Origin of the sequence: Pseudomonas sp. UW4 (assembly GCF_000316175.1) — a bacterium.
Lineage (GTDB): Bacteria > Pseudomonadota > Gammaproteobacteria > Pseudomonadales > Pseudomonadaceae > Aquipseudomonas > Aquipseudomonas laurylsulfatiphila.
Window position 1 is genome coordinate 1,085,001 of record NC_019670.1, and the last position, 19,031, is coordinate 1,104,031.

The 19,031-nt window shown below is 58.4% G+C and carries 20 protein-coding genes, 1 tRNA gene and 2 rRNA genes (1 of these 23 only partly in view); 19 read left to right on the top strand and 4 right to left on the bottom strand.

Going from position 1 to position 19,031, the window contains the following annotated elements:
* Positions 1–496 (top strand): 23S ribosomal RNA (locus tag PPUTUW4_RS04690); it begins 2,398 nt to the left of the window's first position.
* A 170-nt stretch (positions 497–666) separates the two neighbouring features.
* Positions 667–782, top strand: a 5S ribosomal RNA gene (gene rrf, locus PPUTUW4_RS04695).
* A gap of 99 nt (positions 783–881) precedes the next feature.
* Here rrf and PPUTUW4_RS04700 read toward each other — a convergent pair.
* The 3 genes from PPUTUW4_RS04700 to PPUTUW4_RS04710 form a co-directional block, all read right to left on the bottom strand.
* The gene (locus tag PPUTUW4_RS04700) at positions 882–2,729 is read right to left on the bottom strand and encodes a DEAD/DEAH box helicase family protein (RefSeq protein WP_015093615.1); all 1,848 of its coding nucleotides are present in this window, start codon (positions 2,727–2,729) and stop codon (positions 882–884) included.
* A 366-nt stretch (positions 2,730–3,095) separates the two neighbouring features.
* Positions 3,096–3,425, bottom strand: coding sequence for a hypothetical protein (locus PPUTUW4_RS04705; protein WP_015093616.1), 330 nt, complete (start codon positions 3,423–3,425; stop codon positions 3,096–3,098).
* A 158-nt stretch (positions 3,426–3,583) separates the two neighbouring features.
* Positions 3,584–3,668: transfer RNA gene (locus PPUTUW4_RS04710), tRNA-Leu, on the bottom strand.
* A 107-nt stretch (positions 3,669–3,775) separates the two neighbouring features.
* Between PPUTUW4_RS04710 and queA the strand changes: the two genes are divergently transcribed.
* The 6 genes from queA to PPUTUW4_RS04740 all read left to right on the top strand — a co-directional run bounded on the left by queA (position 3,776) and on the right by PPUTUW4_RS04740 (position 9,876).
* Entirely contained in the window at positions 3,776–4,840 is a 1,065-nt protein-coding gene (queA, locus tag PPUTUW4_RS04715; RefSeq protein WP_015093617.1) for a tRNA preQ1(34) S-adenosylmethionine ribosyltransferase-isomerase QueA, read from the top strand.
* 14 nt (positions 4,841–4,854) lie between these two features.
* Positions 4,855–5,970: a tRNA guanosine(34) transglycosylase Tgt gene (tgt, locus tag PPUTUW4_RS04720; RefSeq protein WP_162139258.1), complete on the top strand. Its 1,116-nt coding sequence runs from the start codon at positions 4,855–4,857 to the stop codon at positions 5,968–5,970.
* 43 nt (positions 5,971–6,013) lie between these two features.
* The gene (gene yajC, locus PPUTUW4_RS04725) at positions 6,014–6,349 is read left to right on the top strand and encodes a preprotein translocase subunit YajC (protein ID WP_015093619.1); all 336 of its coding nucleotides are present in this window, start codon (positions 6,014–6,016) and stop codon (positions 6,347–6,349) included.
* 64 nt (positions 6,350–6,413) lie between these two features.
* Positions 6,414–8,282, top strand: coding sequence for a protein translocase subunit SecD (gene secD, locus PPUTUW4_RS04730; RefSeq protein WP_015093620.1), 1,869 nt, complete (start codon positions 6,414–6,416; stop codon positions 8,280–8,282).
* A gap of 9 nt (positions 8,283–8,291) precedes the next feature.
* A complete protein-coding gene (secF, locus tag PPUTUW4_RS04735; RefSeq protein ID WP_015093621.1) occupies positions 8,292–9,206 on the top strand; it encodes a protein translocase subunit SecF in 915 nt (304 codons plus the stop codon).
* Positions 9,207–9,327: 121 nt separating this feature from the next.
* Positions 9,328–9,876: a glycine zipper 2TM domain-containing protein gene (locus tag PPUTUW4_RS04740; RefSeq protein ID WP_015093622.1), complete on the top strand. Its 549-nt coding sequence runs from the start codon at positions 9,328–9,330 to the stop codon at positions 9,874–9,876.
* Between the two features lie 249 nt (positions 9,877–10,125).
* Here PPUTUW4_RS04740 and suhB read toward each other — a convergent pair whose 3' ends face one another.
* Positions 10,126–10,944 carry an inositol-phosphate phosphatase gene (gene suhB / locus PPUTUW4_RS04745; RefSeq protein ID WP_007974015.1) on the bottom strand — a complete coding sequence of 273 codons (819 nt, stop codon included), beginning with the start codon at positions 10,942–10,944 and terminating at the stop codon, positions 10,126–10,128.
* A 146-nt stretch (positions 10,945–11,090) separates the two neighbouring features.
* On the opposite strand from suhB, the gene trmJ reads away from it, so the two are divergent.
* The 11 genes from trmJ (at position 11,091) to ndk (ending at position 19,015) form a co-directional block, all read left to right on the top strand.
* Positions 11,091–11,861, top strand: coding sequence for a tRNA (cytosine(32)/uridine(32)-2'-O)-methyltransferase TrmJ (gene trmJ / locus PPUTUW4_RS04750; RefSeq protein ID WP_007974014.1), 771 nt, complete (start codon positions 11,091–11,093; stop codon positions 11,859–11,861).
* Between the two features lie 2 nt (positions 11,862–11,863).
* On the top strand, positions 11,864–12,640 hold the full coding sequence (gene cysE / locus PPUTUW4_RS04755; protein ID WP_015093624.1) for a serine O-acetyltransferase: 777 nt from the start codon (positions 11,864–11,866) through the stop codon (positions 12,638–12,640).
* 277 nt (positions 12,641–12,917) lie between these two features.
* The gene (gene iscR, locus PPUTUW4_RS04760; RefSeq protein ID WP_007974010.1) at positions 12,918–13,409 is read left to right on the top strand and encodes a Fe-S cluster assembly transcriptional regulator IscR; all 492 of its coding nucleotides are present in this window, start codon (positions 12,918–12,920) and stop codon (positions 13,407–13,409) included.
* A 50-nt stretch (positions 13,410–13,459) separates the two neighbouring features.
* On the top strand, positions 13,460–14,674 hold the full coding sequence (locus PPUTUW4_RS04765) for an IscS subfamily cysteine desulfurase (protein ID WP_007974008.1): 1,215 nt from the start codon (positions 13,460–13,462) through the stop codon (positions 14,672–14,674).
* A gap of 85 nt (positions 14,675–14,759) precedes the next feature.
* Positions 14,760–15,146, top strand: a complete 387-nt coding sequence (gene iscU, locus PPUTUW4_RS04770; RefSeq protein ID WP_007974006.1) for a Fe-S cluster assembly scaffold IscU — start codon at positions 14,760–14,762, stop codon at positions 15,144–15,146.
* Positions 15,147–15,174: 28 nt separating this feature from the next.
* A complete protein-coding gene (gene iscA, locus PPUTUW4_RS04775; protein ID WP_007974004.1) occupies positions 15,175–15,498 on the top strand; it encodes an iron-sulfur cluster assembly protein IscA in 324 nt (107 codons plus the stop codon).
* An 8-nt stretch (positions 15,499–15,506) separates the two neighbouring features.
* The gene (gene hscB, locus PPUTUW4_RS04780; RefSeq protein WP_007974002.1) at positions 15,507–16,028 is read left to right on the top strand and encodes a co-chaperone HscB; all 522 of its coding nucleotides are present in this window, start codon (positions 15,507–15,509) and stop codon (positions 16,026–16,028) included.
* A gap of 51 nt (positions 16,029–16,079) precedes the next feature.
* Positions 16,080–17,942 carry a Fe-S protein assembly chaperone HscA gene (gene hscA, locus PPUTUW4_RS04785; protein WP_015093625.1) on the top strand — a complete coding sequence of 621 codons (1,863 nt, stop codon included), beginning with the start codon at positions 16,080–16,082 and terminating at the stop codon, positions 17,940–17,942.
* 2 nt (positions 17,943–17,944) lie between these two features.
* Positions 17,945–18,286 (top strand): ISC system 2Fe-2S type ferredoxin, encoded by a 342-nt coding sequence (gene fdx / locus PPUTUW4_RS04790; protein ID WP_015093626.1) that lies wholly within the window; start codon positions 17,945–17,947, stop codon positions 18,284–18,286.
* A gap of 14 nt (positions 18,287–18,300) precedes the next feature.
* Positions 18,301–18,501 (top strand): Fe-S cluster assembly protein IscX, encoded by a 201-nt coding sequence (gene iscX / locus PPUTUW4_RS04795; RefSeq protein WP_007973999.1) that lies wholly within the window; start codon positions 18,301–18,303, stop codon positions 18,499–18,501.
* An 88-nt stretch (positions 18,502–18,589) separates the two neighbouring features.
* A complete protein-coding gene (ndk, locus tag PPUTUW4_RS04800; RefSeq protein WP_007903599.1) occupies positions 18,590–19,015 on the top strand; it encodes a nucleoside-diphosphate kinase in 426 nt (141 codons plus the stop codon).
* The last annotated feature ends 16 nt before the right edge of the window (positions 19,016–19,031 follow it).

The window sequence follows — 19,031 nt, forward strand, 5'->3', positions numbered from 1 at the left end:
GGAAGGGCCATCGCTCAACGGATAAAAGGTACTCCGGGGATAACAGGCTGATACCGCCCAAGAGTTCATATCGACGGCGGTGTTTGGCACCTCGATGTCGGCTCATCACATCCTGGGGCTGAAGCCGGTCCCAAGGGTATGGCTGTTCGCCATTTAAAGTGGTACGCGAGCTGGGTTTAGAACGTCGTGAGACAGTTCGGTCCCTATCTGCCGTGGACGTTTGAGATTTGAGAGGGGCTGCTCCTAGTACGAGAGGACCGGAGTGGACGAACCTCTGGTGTTCCGGTTGTCACGCCAGTGGCATTGCCGGGTAGCTATGTTCGGAAAAGATAACCGCTGAAAGCATCTAAGCGGGAAACTTGCCTCAAGATGAGATCTCACTGGAACCTTGAGTTCCCTGAAGGGCCGTCGAAGACTACGACGTTGATAGGTTGGGTGTGTAAGCGCTGTGAGGCGTTGAGCTAACCAATACTAATTGCCCGTGAGGCTTGACCATATAACACCCAAGCAATTTGATGCTCCTAGTTGAAAAGACGAAAGAGACCAGATTGCGGTGTGTGAAGACGAAACGAACCGAAAGTTCGAAAGACTCACAAAACACCGAAGCTATCACCTACCCAATTTGCTGAAGCGAGACCAACTGGTCACGACTCAGTACCCGAATTTCTTGACGACCATAGAGCGTTGGAACCACCTGATCCCATCCCGAACTCAGAAGTGAAACGATGCATCGCCGATGGTAGTGTGGGGTTTCCCCATGTGAGAGTAGGTCATCGTCAAGATTAAATTCCGAAACCCCTATCTGCGTATGCAGGTAGGGGTTTTGTTTGTCCTTGAAAAAAGCATCCTGAGACTGGTGCGGAGGTTGACCGTCAACCACGTTAGAGTAGGTCCATGGTGGCCATGGAGTCAGCCATGCGGTAGCCCATCGCTTTGTAACCCGCCTGGCGCTTATCCCACATTCTCAGCAGCGCGACATTTCCCCCGTCAACGAAGTCAATCACTCGCACGTCGGCCTTATCGGCATGCGATCGATGCAACCGCCCCGCATATTGCTGAAGTTGCCCATCTCGGCGCACTGGGGTTGCGGTGAGTCCCAGTACGTACCGCGCGGTCGCGCTCCTCAGTAGCGCCTCGAATGACACGGCTGATAGGTGATGACACTCATCAACGATGATCTGGCCGTAGTTTTTTACCTGATCGCTGATCTCGCCTTTTCGCGATAACGACTGCATTACGGCAATGTCGATGATGCCGGTAAGCTTCGCTTTTCCGCCCCTAAGGGTACCAACGACACCATTCTCGACTCCCAGGAACGCCTGCAAGCGCTCTTGCCACTGCCTTAACAGTTCCGTCCGATGCACAAGCACCAACGTGTTAATGCCACGAGCGGCAATCAATGCAGCAGCACTCACCGTTTTACCGAAAGCTGTCGGTGCGCAGTGGATACCGGTGTCATGACTTAGCATTACGCTGACAGCAGCCTCTTGGTCAGAACGCAGGGTCCCGAGAAAACTCACGTCGATGGGGTCGCCCGCGAAGCGCTCGTCTTTAAAAATAGGGGTAACCCCGTTTTCCTCTAAAAGCTCCAGCGCAGCATCCAAACAGCCACGCGGTAACGCAATATGTTTGGGGAAGTTCTGGGCACAGCCGATAATCCTTGGCTTGTTCCACACTGACATGCGCATGGCCTGAGCTTTGTAGAACTCAGGATTTTGAAAAGCAGCGAGCCGGACAAGCTGGTTTGCCAATGGCTGTGGCAATTCCGACTTTTCAAAGTAAATTAAGTTAGCCAACGTGATGTTGACAGCAGCAGGCAACGGGCATGTCAATTTACGTGATCTCGATTCACGATCTTTCCAGGGTTCTGCATCACCTTCGTCATCGACATAGGCGACCCCTAGAGGGTCTCGATTACCCATCGCCTGGATAATAACGGGCTGGATATCTTCTGGACTCATGCGCTGAATCGATGCCAGGAAGGCCCATTGATCAGGATGAGGATCAAGCGTGTCGTCTACAAAAACGCTGTTGTTTTGGGCCCTGGCGCGCTTTTGCAAAGGGAGCGCGATGAGATTTCCAAAGCCGCCTTTGGGCATATAGTCCTGGTTTGGAAACAGTCGATCATAGGAGCTGAGCGCCAACTGGCGGGTGCGCTCACAGGCATGACTGATGATTGCGGCACCGAGGCGGCGCGCATCGCAGGCAGGAACATTACGCTCAAAGAAAATCCAGCCATGAGCCCCTTGGCCTGAGCGCGATATTTCCAGCGCCACCGGGACGTTCAGCTCATGGCATGACTGCACAAAAGCTTTGGAATCATCACGCCATTCGGCCTCATCGAAGTCGACCGCCAAAAAATAACAAGTGTCATCAGAGAGTAGGGGGTAGATACCAACGACCACTTCGCCCGCCAGATGGCGATAGATCACCTCATCGGTCAGCGGAAGCAGCTGGCGGTTACCGCAGTCGCCACATTTAATTCGGGGCTTCTCACAAACGCCAGGCCTCCATTCGTTTGCGCAAGCGGGTGCGTATCCTGATTTGCCTGCCTTGCTTTCCCAGCGGATGGGATAAACGTCCGTCCTGCCCCGAAATAAGCTTCGGAATAGGGCAAGCTTTCCTTCAGTATCGAGTTGCTGTGATTGTTCTGCTTGGACAATCGCTATCTTGACTGGCTCAGCAGGCGGGCGCCAATCGATGCCATGAGCATCCAGCAAGGCAACCAATCTTGCATTCTCAGCCCTTAGTTGCGCCTCTACGTCTCAGGTGAAGCCTGTAGCCTCGAGCTACAACCCTCAGTCCATCAGTAAAACATAGAGGTTAACAAACAACAGAGGTTCGGTTCAGGAGCTGAAGAGGTCCGCCCTAGTCCCAATCAAATCGTTGGCTGGCTCAATCTGCCGGTGAGGGATACAGAGCGCGCAGTTGCTGGCATTCGGCTAGCGTGGAGAGTTCCAGGATTTTCCTGGGCGCAGAGTGATCAGGTTTGTAGTCAGCAGGTAGTAGTAGCGCGTCGATTTCGAGTTTGAGTTCATGTGGTCGTTCAAAAACCAAACGAGATATTCAGTGCGGGCGCAACCCTCCCCATCACATCACAGGATGTCCTTCAGATAGTCCTTAAGCGCAATGAGAGGACCATCAAGCCCCTCCATCGCCCGAATCCCAGCAAATTCCCCCACCAACCGCCCTAACTCCCGCCCCAACGGCTTATCCACACCCCCAACCGCCTCCAACGCCAGCCCCACACACTCACCCACCTTCAACTGAATCCCCTCTACATCCCCACGCCGCACCAACAACTCAAACACATCCCGCTGGTAATCCCCCATCACCAGATCATCCCGCAAGATCGGGCTCTGGCCTTCCGATTCATAAGCCAGTTTGAGGGAGAAGAGGGCGACGGTTTCCAGGTGCAATTCCATGGGGGGAATCCTTGTGAAATGTTCCGGCGTTACGGGTGGTGGGGAAGAGCGGGGTCAAAAGCATCGCTGGCAAGCCAGCTCCCACAGGACGGCGGTGGGGCAGGGGCTTTTCTTTGGGCGAAAAAAAAGGCCTTGCTAAGCAAGACCTTTCTTAATTTTGGTGCCCCGAGGGAGACTCGAACTCCCACTCCTTTCGAAAACGGATTTTGAATCCGCCGCGTCTACCAATTCCGCCATCAGGGCTCAATGGCGGCGAAGTATAGAGATGAGATAACCGCTGGTCAATCAGGTACATGGAGAATTTTTGATAATTCCGCTAGACTTCCCGGCCCTGCTAGACGAACCCCATCATGCGCGTTGCTGACTTTACTTTCGAGCTCCCTGATTCGCTGATTGCCCGCCATCCTTTGGCCGAGCGTCGCAATAGTCGTCTGTTGACCCTGGATGGGGTCAGCGGCGCCCTGGAACACCGTCAATTCACTGATTTGCTGGAGCATTTGCGCCCTGGCGATTTGATGGTGTTCAACAATACCCGGGTGATTCCGGCGCGGCTGTTTGGCCAGAAGGCTTCCGGCGGCAAGCTGGAAATCCTGGTGGAGCGGGTGCTCGACAGTCATCGCGTGCTGGCCCATGTGCGTTCCAGCAAGTCGCCCAAGCCTGGGTCGAAGATCCTGATCGACGGCGGTGGCGAGGCCGAGATGCTGGCGCGGCACGATGCGTTGTTCGAGCTGGGGTTTGCCGAGGAGGTGTTGCCGCTGCTCGACCGCGTCGGGCACATGCCGTTGCCTCCTTATATTGACCGCCCGGATGAAGGCGCCGACCGCGAGCGTTACCAGACCGTCTACGCCGAGCGTTTGGGCGCGGTGGCGGCGCCGACGGCGGGGCTGCATTTCGATCAGGTGCTGATGGAGGCGATTGCCGCCAAGGGCGTCGAGACGGCGTTCGTGACCTTGCACGTTGGCGCGGGTACGTTCCAGCCGGTGCGGGTCGAGAAGATCGAAGACCATCATATGCACAGCGAATGGCTGGAAGTCGGCCAGGACGTGGTGGATGCCGTTGCCGCCTGCCGCGCTCGCGGTGGTCGTGTGGTGGCGGTGGGGACCACCAGCGTGCGCTCGCTGGAAAGTGCTGCGCGCGATGGTGTGCTCAAGCCGTTCAGCGGCGATACAGACATTTTCATTTACCCTGGCCGGCCGTTTCATGTGGTCGATGCCCTGGTCACCAACTTCCATTTGCCCGAATCCACGCTGTTGATGCTGGTTTCGGCGTTCGCCGGTTATCCCGAGACCATGGCCGCCTATAAGGCCGCCGTCGACAACGGGTACCGCTTTTTCAGCTACGGTGATGCGATGTTCATCACGCGTAATCCTGCGCCGACTGCCCCTAAAGAATCGGGCCCAGAGGAAACAGTATGAGTCGCACCTGTCGTATGTCTTTCGAGCTGCTGGCCACTGATGGCAAGGCTCGTCGCGGTCGCTTGACCTTCCCGCGCGGTACCGTCGAGACCCCGGCCTTCATGCCGGTGGGCACCTACGGCACGGTCAAGGGCATGCTGCCACGGGATATCGAGGCGACTGGCGCTGAAATCATTCTGGGCAACACCTTCCACCTGTGGCTGCGCCCGGGCACGGAAGTGATCAGGAAGCACGGCGACCTGCACGATTTCATGCAGTGGAAAGGCCCGATCCTGACCGACTCCGGCGGTTTCCAGGTGTTCAGCCTGGGTGCCATGCGCAAGATCAAGGAGGAGGGCGTGACCTTCGCTTCCCCGGTCGATGGCGCCAAGGTGTTCATGGGCCCGGAAGAGTCGATGCAGGTCCAGCGTGACCTGGGCTCGGACATCGTGATGATTTTCGACGAATGCACGCCGTACCCGGCTGATGAAGACGTCGCCCGTATTTCCATGGAATTGTCCCTGCGTTGGGCCAAGCGTTCGAAAGAAGCCCATGGCGACAACACCGCGGCGCTGTTCGGCATCGTTCAGGGCGGCATGCACCAGGACCTGCGCATGCGCTCCCTGGAAGGCCTGGACAAGATCGGCTTCGATGGCCTGGCCATCGGCGGCCTGTCGGTGGGCGAGCCCAAGCACGAGATGATCAAGGTGCTGGATTACCTGCCGGGCATGATGCCGGCTGACAAACCTCGTTACCTTATGGGCGTTGGCAAACCGGAAGACTTGGTTGAGGGTGTGCGCCGCGGTGTGGACATGTTCGATTGCGTGATGCCAACCCGTAATGCCCGCAATGGGCATCTGTTCATCGATACCGGCGTGCTGAAGATCCGAAACGCGTTCCATCGCCATGATGATTCGCCGCTCGATCCGACCTGCGATTGCTATACCTGCCAGAACTTCTCTCGCGCTTATCTGCATCACCTGGACAAGTGCGGCGAAATGCTGGGAAGCATGCTCAATACCATCCATAACTTGCGTCATTATCAAGTGCTTATGGCTGGTTTGCGCGAGGCTATTCAACAGGGTACATTGGCCGCCTTTGTCGATGCCTTCTACGCCAAACGCGGGTTACCTGTTCCGCCTTTGGACTGAGTTTCCTGACCCCAAGATTCAACATTTGCAACTGGAGTGCTAAATGAGCTTTTTTATCTCTAATGCCATGGCAGACGCTGCAGCCCCTGCGGGAGCCCCTATGGGCGGCGGTTTCGAGTGGATTTTCCTGGTCGGCTTCCTGGTCATCTTCTACCTGATGATCTGGCGTCCACAGGCCAAACGCGCCAAAGAGCAGAAAAACCTGCTGAGTAGCCTGCAGAAAGGCGACGAAGTTGTGACCACCGGCGGCATCGCCGGCAAGATCACTAAAGTGGCCGACGATTTCGTCGTTCTGGAAGTTTCCGACACCGTCGAAATGAAGTTCCAGAAAGGCGCCATCGCCGCCACGCTGCCAAAAGGCACGCTCAAAGCGATCTAAGTTTCAACTTCATTTTCAATCGACGGGGCGCGCAAGGCGCCCCGCGTCATAAACGGGCGGCGTGATGCTGAACAAATATCCTCTGTGGAAATACATTCTGATCCTGGCGGTGCTGGCGGTCGGTCTGATTTATTCCGCTCCCAATCTTTATCCTGATGACCCGGCCATTCAGGTCAGTGGTGCAAGCACTGCGCTGCAGGTCAATCAGGCTGATCTGGATCGTGTGAGCGCTGCGCTCAAGGAATCCGGGATCAACGTCAAGGCTGCCACGCTGGCAGAGGGCGGCAAGGGTGGTCTGATTCGCCTGACCAAGGCTGAAGACCAGTTGCCGGCCAAGGACGTTGTACGCAAGGCGTTGGGTGATGACTACGTCGTTGCATTGAACCTGGCGCAAACCACCCCGCAATGGCTGCGCAACCTCGCTGCGCACCCGATGAAGCTGGGTCTGGACTTGTCTGGTGGTGTGCACTTCCTGCTGGAAGTGGACATGGACAAAGCCCTCGATGCACGCCTGAAAGTCTACGAAGGCGACGTCAAGAGCCTGCTGCGTAAAGAAAAGCTGCGCTATCGCAGCCTGCCGCAACTCAATGGTGCCATCCAGCTGGGCTTCGCTGATGAAGACAGTCGTGAACAGGCCCGTGTGCTGATCCGCAAGAACTTCAACGATTTCGACATTGTTCCGGCCGACCTCAATGGTCAACCGGTGCTGCGTCTGGCGATGACCCCGGCCAAGCTGGCGGAAATCCGCGAATACTCCATCAAGCAGAACTTGACCACGGTACGTAACCGCGTCAACGAGCTGGGTGTTGCCGAACCGATCGTCCAGCGCCAGGGCGCCAACCGCATCGTGGTTGAGCTGCCGGGTGTGCAGGACACCGCCGAAGCCAAGCGTATTCTCGGCAAGACGGCCAACCTCGAGTTCCGTCTGGCGGCAGAGCCGGGTGCTTCGAAAGCCACTTCCGAATCCTTCGAGTTCCGTGAAGGCGGCCGTCCTCCAGCGCTGATCGAGCGCGGCCTGATCATCACCGGCGACCAGGTGACTGACGCCAAGGCCGGCTTCGACGAGCACGGCAGGCCAGAAGTGAATATCCGTCTGGATGGCCACGGCGGCGAGCTGATGAACCGTGCGACCCGTTCGAACGTCGGTCGCAGCATGGCGGTGATCTTCATCGAGCAGCGTCCGGTTACCACGTATACCAAGCAAGTGGTCAACGGCGTCGAGAAAGACGTGCCGGTTCAGAGCTTCAAGGAAGAGAAGAAGATCATCAGCCTGGCGACCATCCAGTCGCCGCTGGGTGCCCAGTTCCGTATTACCGGCCTGAACGGCCAGGGCGAGTCGTCCGAGCTGGCGCTGCTGCTGCGTGCCGGTGGTCTGGCTGCACCGATGTACTTTGCTGAAGAGCGCACCATTGGTCCAAGCCTGGGTGCCGACAACATCACCAAGGGTATCGATGCGTCGCTGTGGGGCATGCTGTTCGTCTCGCTGTTCATCATGGCCATCTACCGCTTCTTCGGCCTCATCGCCACCGTCGCTCTGGCGGTGAACATGGTGATGCTGCTGGCGCTGATGTCGCTGCTGGGTGCAACGCTGACCCTGCCGGGCATCGCCGGTATCGTATTGACCATGGGTATGGCGGTCGACGCCAACGTGCTGATCTTCTCGCGGATCCGTGAAGAGATCGCCGCCGGCATGACCGTGCAGCGTGCAATCAACGAAGGCTTCGGCCGGGCATTCACCGCGATTCTCGACGCCAACCTGACCACCTTGCTGGTCGGCGGCATCCTCTTTGCCATGGGCACCGGCCCGGTCAAGGGCTTCGCAGTGACCATGTCCCTCGGGATCTTTACCTCGATGTTCACGGCCATCATGGTGACCCGCGCGATGGTCAACCTGATCTTCGGCGGTCGTGACTTCAAGAAGTTGTGGATTTAAGGGGCTGCCATGTTACGTACAATCAACTTCATGGGCGTTCGCAACTTCGCGTTCGGCGTCACATTGTTCCTTACCGTGCTGGCCTTGTTCAGTGTCGCCACCAAGGGCATGAACTGGGGCCTGGACTTCACCGGCGGTACGCTCATCGAGCTGACCTACGAGCGTCCGGCTGATGTCTCCAAGGTGCGTGAGCAGCTGGTGAGCGCCGGTTATAATGACGCCGTCGTGCAGAACTTCGGTGCAACCACCGACCTGCTGGTGCGCATGCCTGGCGAAGACCCGCAACTGGGTCATCAGGTGGCCGAGGCCTTGCAGAAGGTCGGCGGCGAGAACCCGGCAACGGTCAAGCGTGTCGAATTCGTCGGCCCGCAGGTGGGTGAAGAACTGCGCGATCAGGGCGGCCTCGGCATGCTGATGGCGCTGGGCGGCATTCTGATCTACCTGGCGTTCCGCTTTCAGTGGAAGTTCGCGATCGGTGCGATCGTGTCCCTGATCCACGACGTGATCGTGACCATCGGTATCCTGTCGTTCTTCCAGATCACCTTCGACCTGACGGTGCTGGCGGCGGTACTGGCGATCATCGGTTACTCGCTCAACGACACCATCGTGGTATTCGACCGGGTTCGTGAGAACTTCCGTGTACTGCGCAAGGCCAGCCTGATCGAGAACATCAACATCTCGACCACGCAAACCCTGCTGCGGACCATGGCAACTTCGATCTCCACCTTGCTGGCGATCGCGGCCCTGCTGTTCTTCGGCGGCGACAACCTGTTCGGTTTCTCCATCGCCCTGTTCATCGGTGTGCTGGCGGGTACTTACTCGTCGATCTATATCGCGAACGTGGTGCTGATCTGGCTGAACCTGAGCACGGAAGACCTGATTCCTCCTGCCAATACCGAGAAGGAAGTCGACGACCGTCCTTGAGGGACAATTCCTCTGGCGGTGTAGTCCAAAAAAGGCGCGAGTTGAACTCGCGCCTTTTTTTGTGCTCCAAGGCTGGGAGAAGCGCGGACACGTTCCGCATGTGATGGTCCAGGAGGTTCATGTGAACAAGTCGATGCTGGTTGGTGCTGTACTGGGTGCTGTCGGTGTGACTGCCGGGGGCGCTGTGGCCACCTACAGCCTGGTTAAAAGCGGTCCTGAGTTCGCACAAGTACTCGCCGTTGAGCCGGTCAAGACACAAATCAAGACTCCACGTGAAGTGTGCAAGGATGTAACTGTCACCCGGCAGGCGCCGGTGAAAGATCAACATCAGATCGCCGGTACGGTGGTCGGTGCATTGGCAGGTGGTTTGCTGGGTAACCAGGTCGGTGGCGGCACCGGCAAGAAGATCGCCACGGTCGCGGGTGCTGTCGGTGGCGGTTATGCCGGCAACAAGGTGCAGGAAGGCATGCAAGAGCGTGATACCTACACCACGACCCAGACCCGCTGTAACACGGTCAACGACATTAGTGACAAGGTTGTAGGTTACGACGTGCGGTATTCGCTGGACGGCAAGGAAGGCAAGGTGCGCATGGATCGTGATCCGGGCAACCAGATTCCGGTGGATAAGGAAGGCAAGTTGATCCTGTCGGAGAATCAGCAGGGTCAGTGATCTGGATAAAAAAGAAGCACCCTGCGGGGTGCTTTTTTTGTGCCCGGGATTTATGCAGCACCACAACCCCCTGTAGGAGCGAGCCTGCTCGCGAAAAACCCAAGGACGCCGCGTTTATCCAGAATTACCGCGTTATCGTTGACGACCATCGCGAGCAGGCTCGCTCCTACAGGGGGTTGGGGTGTTTTCGAGGATGAATTTCAGGCATAAAAAAGCACCCCGAAGGGTGCTTTTTCTGTCGCGGGAAGCTTAGCGCTTCAGCGAGGCCGGCAGGTGCGGCTGGATCGCCGTCAAAACTGCCTTGAAGCATTTGGTGTTGCCGGCAACGACGTGGCCTTTCTCGAGGAAGTCGTGACCGCCGGTGAAGTCGCTCACCAGGCCGCCTGCTTCCTGGATCAGCAGGGCGCCAGCAGCCATGTCCCACTCGGACAGGCCCGACTCCCAGAAGGCGTCGAAGCGGCCGGCAGCCACGTAGGCCAGGTCCAGGCTCGCCGAACCGGCGCGGCGGATGCCGGCAGTCTGGCCGACCAGGGCGCGGAACATGCCCAGGTAGTTGTCGAGGTTGTCCATCTGCTCGTCACGGAACGGGAAGCCGGTACCCAGCAGGGCGCCGTCCAGGCTGGTGCGACCGCTGACGCGCAGGCGGCGACCGTTCAGTTGAGCGCCGCGACCACGGCTGGCGGTGAATTCTTCCTGGCGAACCGGGTCCAGAACAACAGCGTGCTCCAGGCGACCGCGGTATTTGCAGGCAATGCTGACAGCGAAGTGAGGAATGCCGCGCAGGAAGTTGGTGGTGCCGTCCAGCGGATCGATGATCCACAGGTACTCTTCGCCTTCGATGCCGGTGCCGGCGTGCATGCCGGTCTCTTCACCCAGGATCGAGTGATTCGGGTACGCCTTGCGCAGGGCGTCGATGATTTTCTGTTCGGCGGCGCGATCCACCTCGGATACGTAATCCTTGGCGTCTTTTTCGTCGACCTTGATGGTATCCAGGCGCTCGATGGAGCGGAAGATCAATTCACTGGCGCTGCGGGCGGCGCGCAGCGCGATATTCAGCATGGGCTGCATGGATGTGTCACCTAAGGTTGTTAAAGAAAGCCGGGCATTCTATCAGAAAGTTTCTACAGGAGAAGGACGACGTTCGCTTTCATGGCTTAACGGTAGTTTGAGCTGTAAGATTCCGCTCCCGATTATCGTGTTCGAGAGCGCCTCCCTTGCTGCATAACATTCGTGTCGTCTTGGTCAATACCAGCCATCCGGGCAATATCGGCGGGGCTGCGCGTGCCATGAAGAACATGGGGCTGTCGCGGCTGGTGCTGGTCGAGCCTCGTCAATTCCCGCATCACGAAGCCGACGCCCGTGCTTCCGGTGCCGGTGACATCCTTGAAAACGCGCAAGTCGTCGCCACCTTGGAAGATGCCCTGGTCGGCTGCAATCTGGTGCTGGGTACCAGTGCCCGCGACCGGCGCATTCCCTGGCCGCTGCTCGATCCCCGCGAATGCGGAACGAAGGTGGTCGAGGAAGCGGGGCAGGGCGCGGAAATCGCCCTGGTGTTCGGTCGTGAAGATTCCGGCCTGACCAACGAAGAGCTGCAGCGATGTCATTATCACGTGCACATCCCATCAGACCCTGAGTTCAGCTCGCTGAACCTTGGGGCGGCGGTGCAGGTGTTGAGCTATGAAGTGCGCATGTCCTGGCTGGCCGCCCAAGGTCAGCCAAGCAAGGTCGAGAAGGAAGAGGTGGCTTCGGTCAAGAGCGCTGAGCTCGCGACCATGGATGAGCTGGAGCGATTCTATGAACACCTGGAGCAAACCCTGGTGGCCATCGAATTCCTCGATCCGGAAAAACCACGGCACTTGATGGCACGCCTGCGCCGGTTGTACGGACGCAGCTCGGTCAGCCGGGCGGAAATGAATATTTTGCGTGGCATCCTCACGGAAACCCAGAAAGCGGCCCGTGGTGAGCTTCTTAAGCGGAAGGATTAATGATGTTTGAGCGTTTGCGTGAAGATATCCAGAGCGTATTCCATCGAGACCCGGCGGCGCGTAACGCTTTTGAAGTCCTGACTTGCTATCCCGGCATGCACGCTATCTGGATTCACCGTTTGTCGGCGATGCTGTGGCGCGCGGACCTGAAGTGGCTGGCGCGGCTGGTGTCGAACTTCGGTCGCTGGCTGACCGGGATCGAGATCCATCCGGGTGCCAAGGTCGGTCGACGTTTCTTCATCGACCATGGCATGGGCATCGTCATCGGTGAAACTGCGGAGATCGGCGACGATGTCACTATTTACCAGGGCGTGACCCTGGGCGGCACCAGCTGGAACAAGGGCAAGCGTCATCCGACCTTGGGTGACGGTGTAGTAGTCGGGGCGGGCGCGAAGGTGCTCGGCCCGTTCACTGTCGGTGCCGGTGCCAAGGTGGGTTCCAATGCTGTCGTGACCAAGGAAGTGCCGCCGGGTGCGACTGTGGTCGGGATACCGGGGCGGATCATCGTCAAATCCGACGAAGAGCAGGATGCCAAGCGCAAGGCCATGGCCGAGAAGATCGGTTTTGATGCCTACGGCGTGACAGAAGACATGCCTGACCCGGTGGCTCGCGCCATCAATCAGTTGCTCGATCACCTGCAGGCGGTCGATGGTCGTCTGGAGGGGATGTGCGGGGCGTTGAAGGATCTGGGCAGTAATTACTGTGCGAAAGATCTGCCTGAGCTGCGCGAAGAAGACTTCGCCTGCGTAAAAGACAAAGACCAGACCCAGGCCAGCTGATGCCTTTGTGTAGGAGCTGCCGCAGGCTGCGATCTTTTGATCTTGTTTTTTAAGAATCAAAGTCAAAAGATCGCAGCCTGCGGCAGCTCCTACAGGGATTGGGGGTCGTATTTGGGTAATGGCGCTGCGCTAAGCGGTGTGCCATTAAGCCGCAGACCCTGCTATGATGCGCCCGCTCTTTTGCGGGTAATCCTGACTAAAGTACTAGGTCTTATAGTTGACTTAAATACTCGGGAATTGCATACTCGCCTCATTCCGAACTCCGTGGTAATTGTCCATGCGACTGACTACAAAAGGCCGATACGCCGTGACCGCCATGCTTGACCTGGCGTTGCACGCGCAGCACGGGCCCGTGTCCCTGGCCGATATCTCCGAGCGCCAAGGCATCTCCCTGTCCTACCTCGAACAGCTTTTTGCCAAATTGCGCCGCAGCAATCTGGTGTCCAGCGTGCGTGGTCCGGGCGGTGGCTACCAATTGTCCCGCGACATGCAGGGCATCCAGGTCGCCCAGGTGATCGATGCGGTGAACGAATCGGTCGATGCCACCAAATGCCAGGGCCAAGGTGATTGCCATCAAGGCGACACTTGTCTGACCCACCACTTGTGGTGCGACCTGAGCCTGCAGATTCACGAATTTCTGAGCGGTATCAGCTTGGCTGACCTTGTGACTCGCCGTGAGGTGCAAGAAGTAGCCCAGCGTCAGGACCAGCGCCGTTGCAACAGCAAGGTGCCACGCCTGGACAAGATTGAAGCGTCCGCCGTCGAATGACAGCCAAAGAGCTAGCGGCACGCCAGCCAGCCTGATTTAGGAGATAGTCCATGAAATTGCCGATTTACCTTGATTACTCTGCGACCACCCCGGTTGATCCGCGTGTCGCGCAAAAGATGAGTGAATGCCTGCTGGTCGACGGAAACTTCGGTAACCCGGCGTCCCGTTCCCACGTGTTCGGCTGGAAAGCTGAAGAGTCCGTTGAAAACGCTCGTCGTCAGGTGGCCGACCTGGTCAACGCCGACCCGCGCGAAATCGTCTGGACCTCCGGTGCCACCGAATCCGACAATCTGGCAATCAAGGGTGCGGCACATTTCTACGCCACCAAAGGCAAGCACCTGATCACCACCAAGATCGAGCACAAGGCTGTCCTGGACACCATGCGCCAACTGGAGCGTGAAGGTTTCGAAGTGACCTACATCGAGCCTCGCACCGATGGCCTGGTAACGCCTGAGATGATCGAAGCCGAACTGCGCGACGACACCATCCTGGTTTCGGTCATGCACGTGAACAACGAAATCGGCACCATCAACGACATCGCAGCGATCGGCGAACTGCTCCGTTCCAAGGGCATCCTGTTTCACGTCGACGCCGCTCAGTCCACTGGCAAGGTCGAGATCGACCTGCAGAAGCTGAAAGTCGACATGATGTCGTTCTCCGCCCACAAGACCTACGGTCCCAAAGGCATCGGCGCCCTGTACGTAAGCCGCAAGCCGCGCGTACGTATCGAAGCGACCATGCACGGTGGCGGCCACGAGCGCGGCATGCGTTCCGGCACCCTGGCGACCCACCAGATCGTCGGCATGGGTGAAGCTTTCCGCGTAGCCAAGGAAGACATGGCTGCCGAAAACGCACGCATCAAGGCGTTGAGCGACCGTTTCTACAAGCAGGTCGAGCACCTGGAAGAGCTGTACGTCAACGGCAGCCTGACCGCCCGCGTTCCGCACAACCTGAACCTGAGCTTCAACTACGTTGAAGGCGAGTCGCTGATCATGGCACTCAAGGATCTGGCGGTTTCGTCCGGTTCGGCCTGCACCTCGGCATCCCTTGAGCCTTCGTACGTACTGCGCGCCCTGGGCCGCAACGACGAACTGGCTCACAGCTCGATCCGCTTCACCTTCGGTCGTTTCACCACCGAAGAAGAAATCGACTACGCCGCGCAGAAAGTCTGCGAGGCCGTAACCAAGCTGCGCGCTCTGTCGCCGCTGTGGGACATGTACAAAGACGGTGTCGACATTTCGAAAATCGAGTGGGCGGCACACTGATTTCAAGTCGCCGCAAACCAGCCCTGCAAACCCTTTGGGTGCAGGGCTTCAAGAGCGACTCTCTGATGAGTGAGGATTAAGAATCATGGCTTACAGCGAAAAGGTCATCGACCACTACGAAAACCCGCGCAACGTCGGCAAGATGGACGCGGAAGATCCTGATGTCGGCACCGGCATGGTCGGCGCTCCGGCGTGCGGCGACGTGATGCGCCTGCAGATCAAGGTCAACGACGCCGGCATCATCGAAGATGCCAAATTCAAGACCTACGGCTGCGGTTCGGCTATCGCTTCCAGCTCCTTGGCTACCGAGTGGATGAAGGGCAAGACCCTGGACGAAGCGGAAACCATCAAGAACACCCAGCTGGCTGAAGAACTGGCCCTGCCGCCAGTGAAAATCCACTGCTCGGTACTCGCTGAAGACGCCATCAAGGCGGCTGTTCGCGACTACAAGCAGAAGAAAGGCTTGATCTAAGCATTTGGCGACGAGTAAGGAGTCAACGATGGCTATCAGCATGACAGAAGCGGCGGCCAAGCACGTGCGGCGCTCCCTCGACGGGCGCGGCAAGGGTGAAGGGATTCGTCTGGGTGTCCGCACCACGGGCTGTTCCGGCCTTGCCTATGTGCTGGAGTTTGTCGACGAGGTGGTTGCTGAGGACCAGGTGTTCGAAAGTCACGGCGAAAAAGTGATTATCGACCCGAAAAGCCTGGCCTACCTGGACGGCACCGAGCTCGATTTCGTCAAGGAAGGGTTGAACGAAGGCTTCAAGTTCAACAACCCCAACGTGCGCGGTGAATGTGGCTGCGGCGAAAGCTTCAACATCTGAGGCTTGTCGTGGGTACTCCTTGTCATTTCGCTTTATTCGAGCTGCAACCGAGTTTCGATCTGGATCTCGATCAGTTGGCTACGCGCTACCGTGAGTTGGCGCGCGGCGTTCATCCGGACCGCTTTGCAGACGCTTCCGAGCGCGAGCAGCGGCTGGCGCTGGAGCAATCCGCGAGCCTCAACGAGGCCTATCAGACGCTCAAGAGTCCACCCAAGCGCGCGCGTTACCTGCTCGCCTTGAATGGTGGCGAGCTGCCTCTGGAGGTCACGGTGCATGATCCGGAGTTCCTTCTGCAGCAGATGGAGCTGCGTGAAGAGCTCGAGGACCTGCAGGACAGCGCCGATCTCAATGGCGTTGCCGTCTTCAAGCGTCGCCTGAAGGCTGCCCAGGATGAACTGAACCAAAGCTTCGCAGCTTGCTGGAACGATGCCGCGCAACGTGAACGGGCCGAACGCCTGATGCGGCGCATGCAGTTCCTCGACAAGCTCACCTACGAAGTGCGCCAGTTAGAAGAGCGCCTCGACGACTAACCCAGTGCCGCTCCGGTCGCACGCCTGATATACAGATAAGTCCTGATAACGATGGCCCTACTGCAGATCGCCGAACCCGGCCAAAGTCCTCAACCGCACCAGCGTCGTCTGGCTGTGGGGATTGACTTGGGCACTACCAATTCGCTGGTCGCTGCATTGCGCAGTGGACTTTCCGAGCCTCTGGCTGACGCGCAAGGGCGGGTCATCCTGCCGTCTGCCGTGCGCTATCACGCCGATCGGGTCGAGGTTGGCGAATCCGCCAAGCTGGCTGCCGCCACCGATCCCTTGAACACCGTGCTGTCGGTCAAGCGCTTGATGGGTCGTGGTCTGTCCGACGTCAAGCAGTTGGGCGAGCAACTGCCCTACCGCTTTGTCGGCGGCGAGTCGCACATGCCGTTCATCGACACGATCCAGGGCCCGAAAAGCCCGGTCGAAGTGTCAGCCGATATCCTCAAGGTCCTGCGCCAGCGCGCCGAAGCGACCCTGGGCGGTGAGCTGGTGGGGGCGGTGATTACCGTTCCGGCCTATTTCGATGACGCTCAACGTCAAGCCACCAAGGATGCGGCCAAGCTGGCCGGCCTGAATGTGCTGCGTTTGCTCAATGAGCCGACCGCAGCCGCTGTGGCTTACGGCCTGGATCAGCATGCCGAAGGCCTGGTCGCCATTTACGACCTGGGCGGCGGTACCTTCGATATTTCGATTCTGCGCCTGACCGGCGGTGTCTTCGAAGTCCTGGCCACCGGCGGCGACAGCGCCCTGGGTGGCGATGACTTCGACCACGCGATCGCGGGCTGGATCATCGAGAGCGCCGGTCTGTCCGCCGACCTCGATCCCGGTGCGCAGCGCAACCTGCTGCAAACCGCCTGTGCGGCCAAGGAAGCCCTGACCAATGCGCCTGCCGTTGAAGTGGCCTATGGCGACTGGAAGGCCGAGCTGACCCGTGAAGCCTTCAATGCGCTGATCGAGCCGATGGTCGCGCGCAGCCTCAAAGCCTGCCGTCGTGCGGTGCGTGATTCCGGTATCGAGTTGGAAGACGTGCACGCCGTGGTCATGGTCGGTGGTTCGACTCGCGTGCCTCGCGTTCGCGAAGCTGTCGCCGAAGCCTTCGGTCGCCAGCCCCTGACTGAAATCGACCCGGATCAAGTGGTCGCCATTGGTGCTGCGATCCAGGCTGATACCCTGGCCGGTAACAAGCGCGATGGTGGCGAACTGCTGCTGCTCGACGTGATTCCGCTGTCCCTGGGCCTGGAAACCATGGGTGGCCTGATGGAGAAGGTGATTCCGCGCAACACCACCATCCCCGTCGCTCGCGCCCAGGACTTCACCACCTATAAAGACGGCCAGTCGGCCATGGCCATCCATGTGTTGCAGGGCGAGCGCGAGCTGATCAGCGACTGTCGCTCCCTGGCGCGCTTCGAATTGCGCGGTATCCCGGCAATGGTGGCGGGTGCGGCGAAGATTCGCGTGACCTTCCAGGTCGACGCCGACGGTCTGCTCAGTGTTTCCGCTCGCGAACTGGGTTCGGGCGTCGAAGCCAGCATTCAGGTCAAGCCGTCCTACGGCCTGACCGACGGCGAAATCGCCAAAATGCTCAAGGACTCGTTCCAGCACGCCAATGACGACAAGGTTGCCCGTGTACTGCGCGAGCAGCAGGTCGACGCCCAGCGTCTGATCGAAGCCGTGCAGGCCGCTCTGGAGGCTGATGGCGAGCGCTTGCTCGACGCCGAAGAGCGCCTGGTCATCGACCTGCAGGTGCAGGAACTGACCGAACTGATGAAAGGTACCGATGGTTACGCCATCGAGCAGCAGACCAAGCGTCTGTCGCAAGTGACCGACGCCTTTGCTGCCCGCCGCCTGGACTCGACGGTGAAAGCCGCGCTGGCGGGGCGCAACCTGAATGAGATTGAGGAATAACGATGCCGCAGGTCATTTTTCTGCCACACGAGAAGTTTTGCCCCGAAGGCATGGTTGTTGAGGCTGAGACGGGGGTTTCCATCCTCGAACTGGCCCATGAGCACCACATCGAGATGGAAAGCGCCTGTGGCGGCGTCTGCGCCTGCACCACCTGCCACTGCATCATCCGTGAGGGTTTTGACTCGCTGGAAGAAGCCGACGAGTTGGAAGAAGACTACCTTGATAAAGCCTGGGGTCTTGAGCGCGAGTCCCGCCTGGGGTGCCAGGCCAAGGTCGGTACCGAAGACCTGACGGTCGAAATTCCGAAGTACTCGCTCAACCACGCCGCCGAAGCGCCGCATTGATTCAAGGAATTGTCATGAAACTCAAGTGGACTGATGTGCTGGAGATCGCGATCCAGCTGGCTGAAAGCAAGCCCGACGTGGACCCTATGTCGGTCAACTTCGTCGATCTGCGCAAATGGGTAATGGAATTGCCCGATTTCGACGATATGCCTGAGCATTGTGGCGAAAAGATCCTGGAAGCCATTCAGGCTCACTGGATCGAAGAACGCGATTGAGCCACGCCGCAGGTTAGGCAATACCCGAGAACCCGCGTATAATTCGCGGGTTTAATTTTTCGTAAATTACCGTTTCTGGAGTTACACCATGGCTGTTCAACGTACTTTCTCCATCATCAAGCCTGACGCCGTTGCTAAAAACGTGATCGGCGAGATCACCACTCGTTTCGAAAAAGCTGGCCTGCGCGTTGTAGCTTCGAAACTGAAGCAGCTGTCCAAAGCTGAAGCCGAAGGCTTCTACGCTGAGCACAGCGCTCGTGGTTTCTTCAACGACCTGGTTGCTTTCATGATCTCCGGTCCGGTTGTCGTTCAGGTTCTGGAAGGCGAAAACGCTATCGCTCTGAACCGTGAGCTGATGGGCGCTACCAACCCTAAAGAAGCTGCTGCCGGCACCATCCGTGCTGACTTCGCTGACTCCATCGACGCCAACGCCGTACACGGTTCGGACTCCGAAGCCGCTGCCGCTCGCGAAATCTCGTACTTCTTCGCAGCTACTGAAGTAACCACTCGCTAAGCATTGGCTTAAGAGT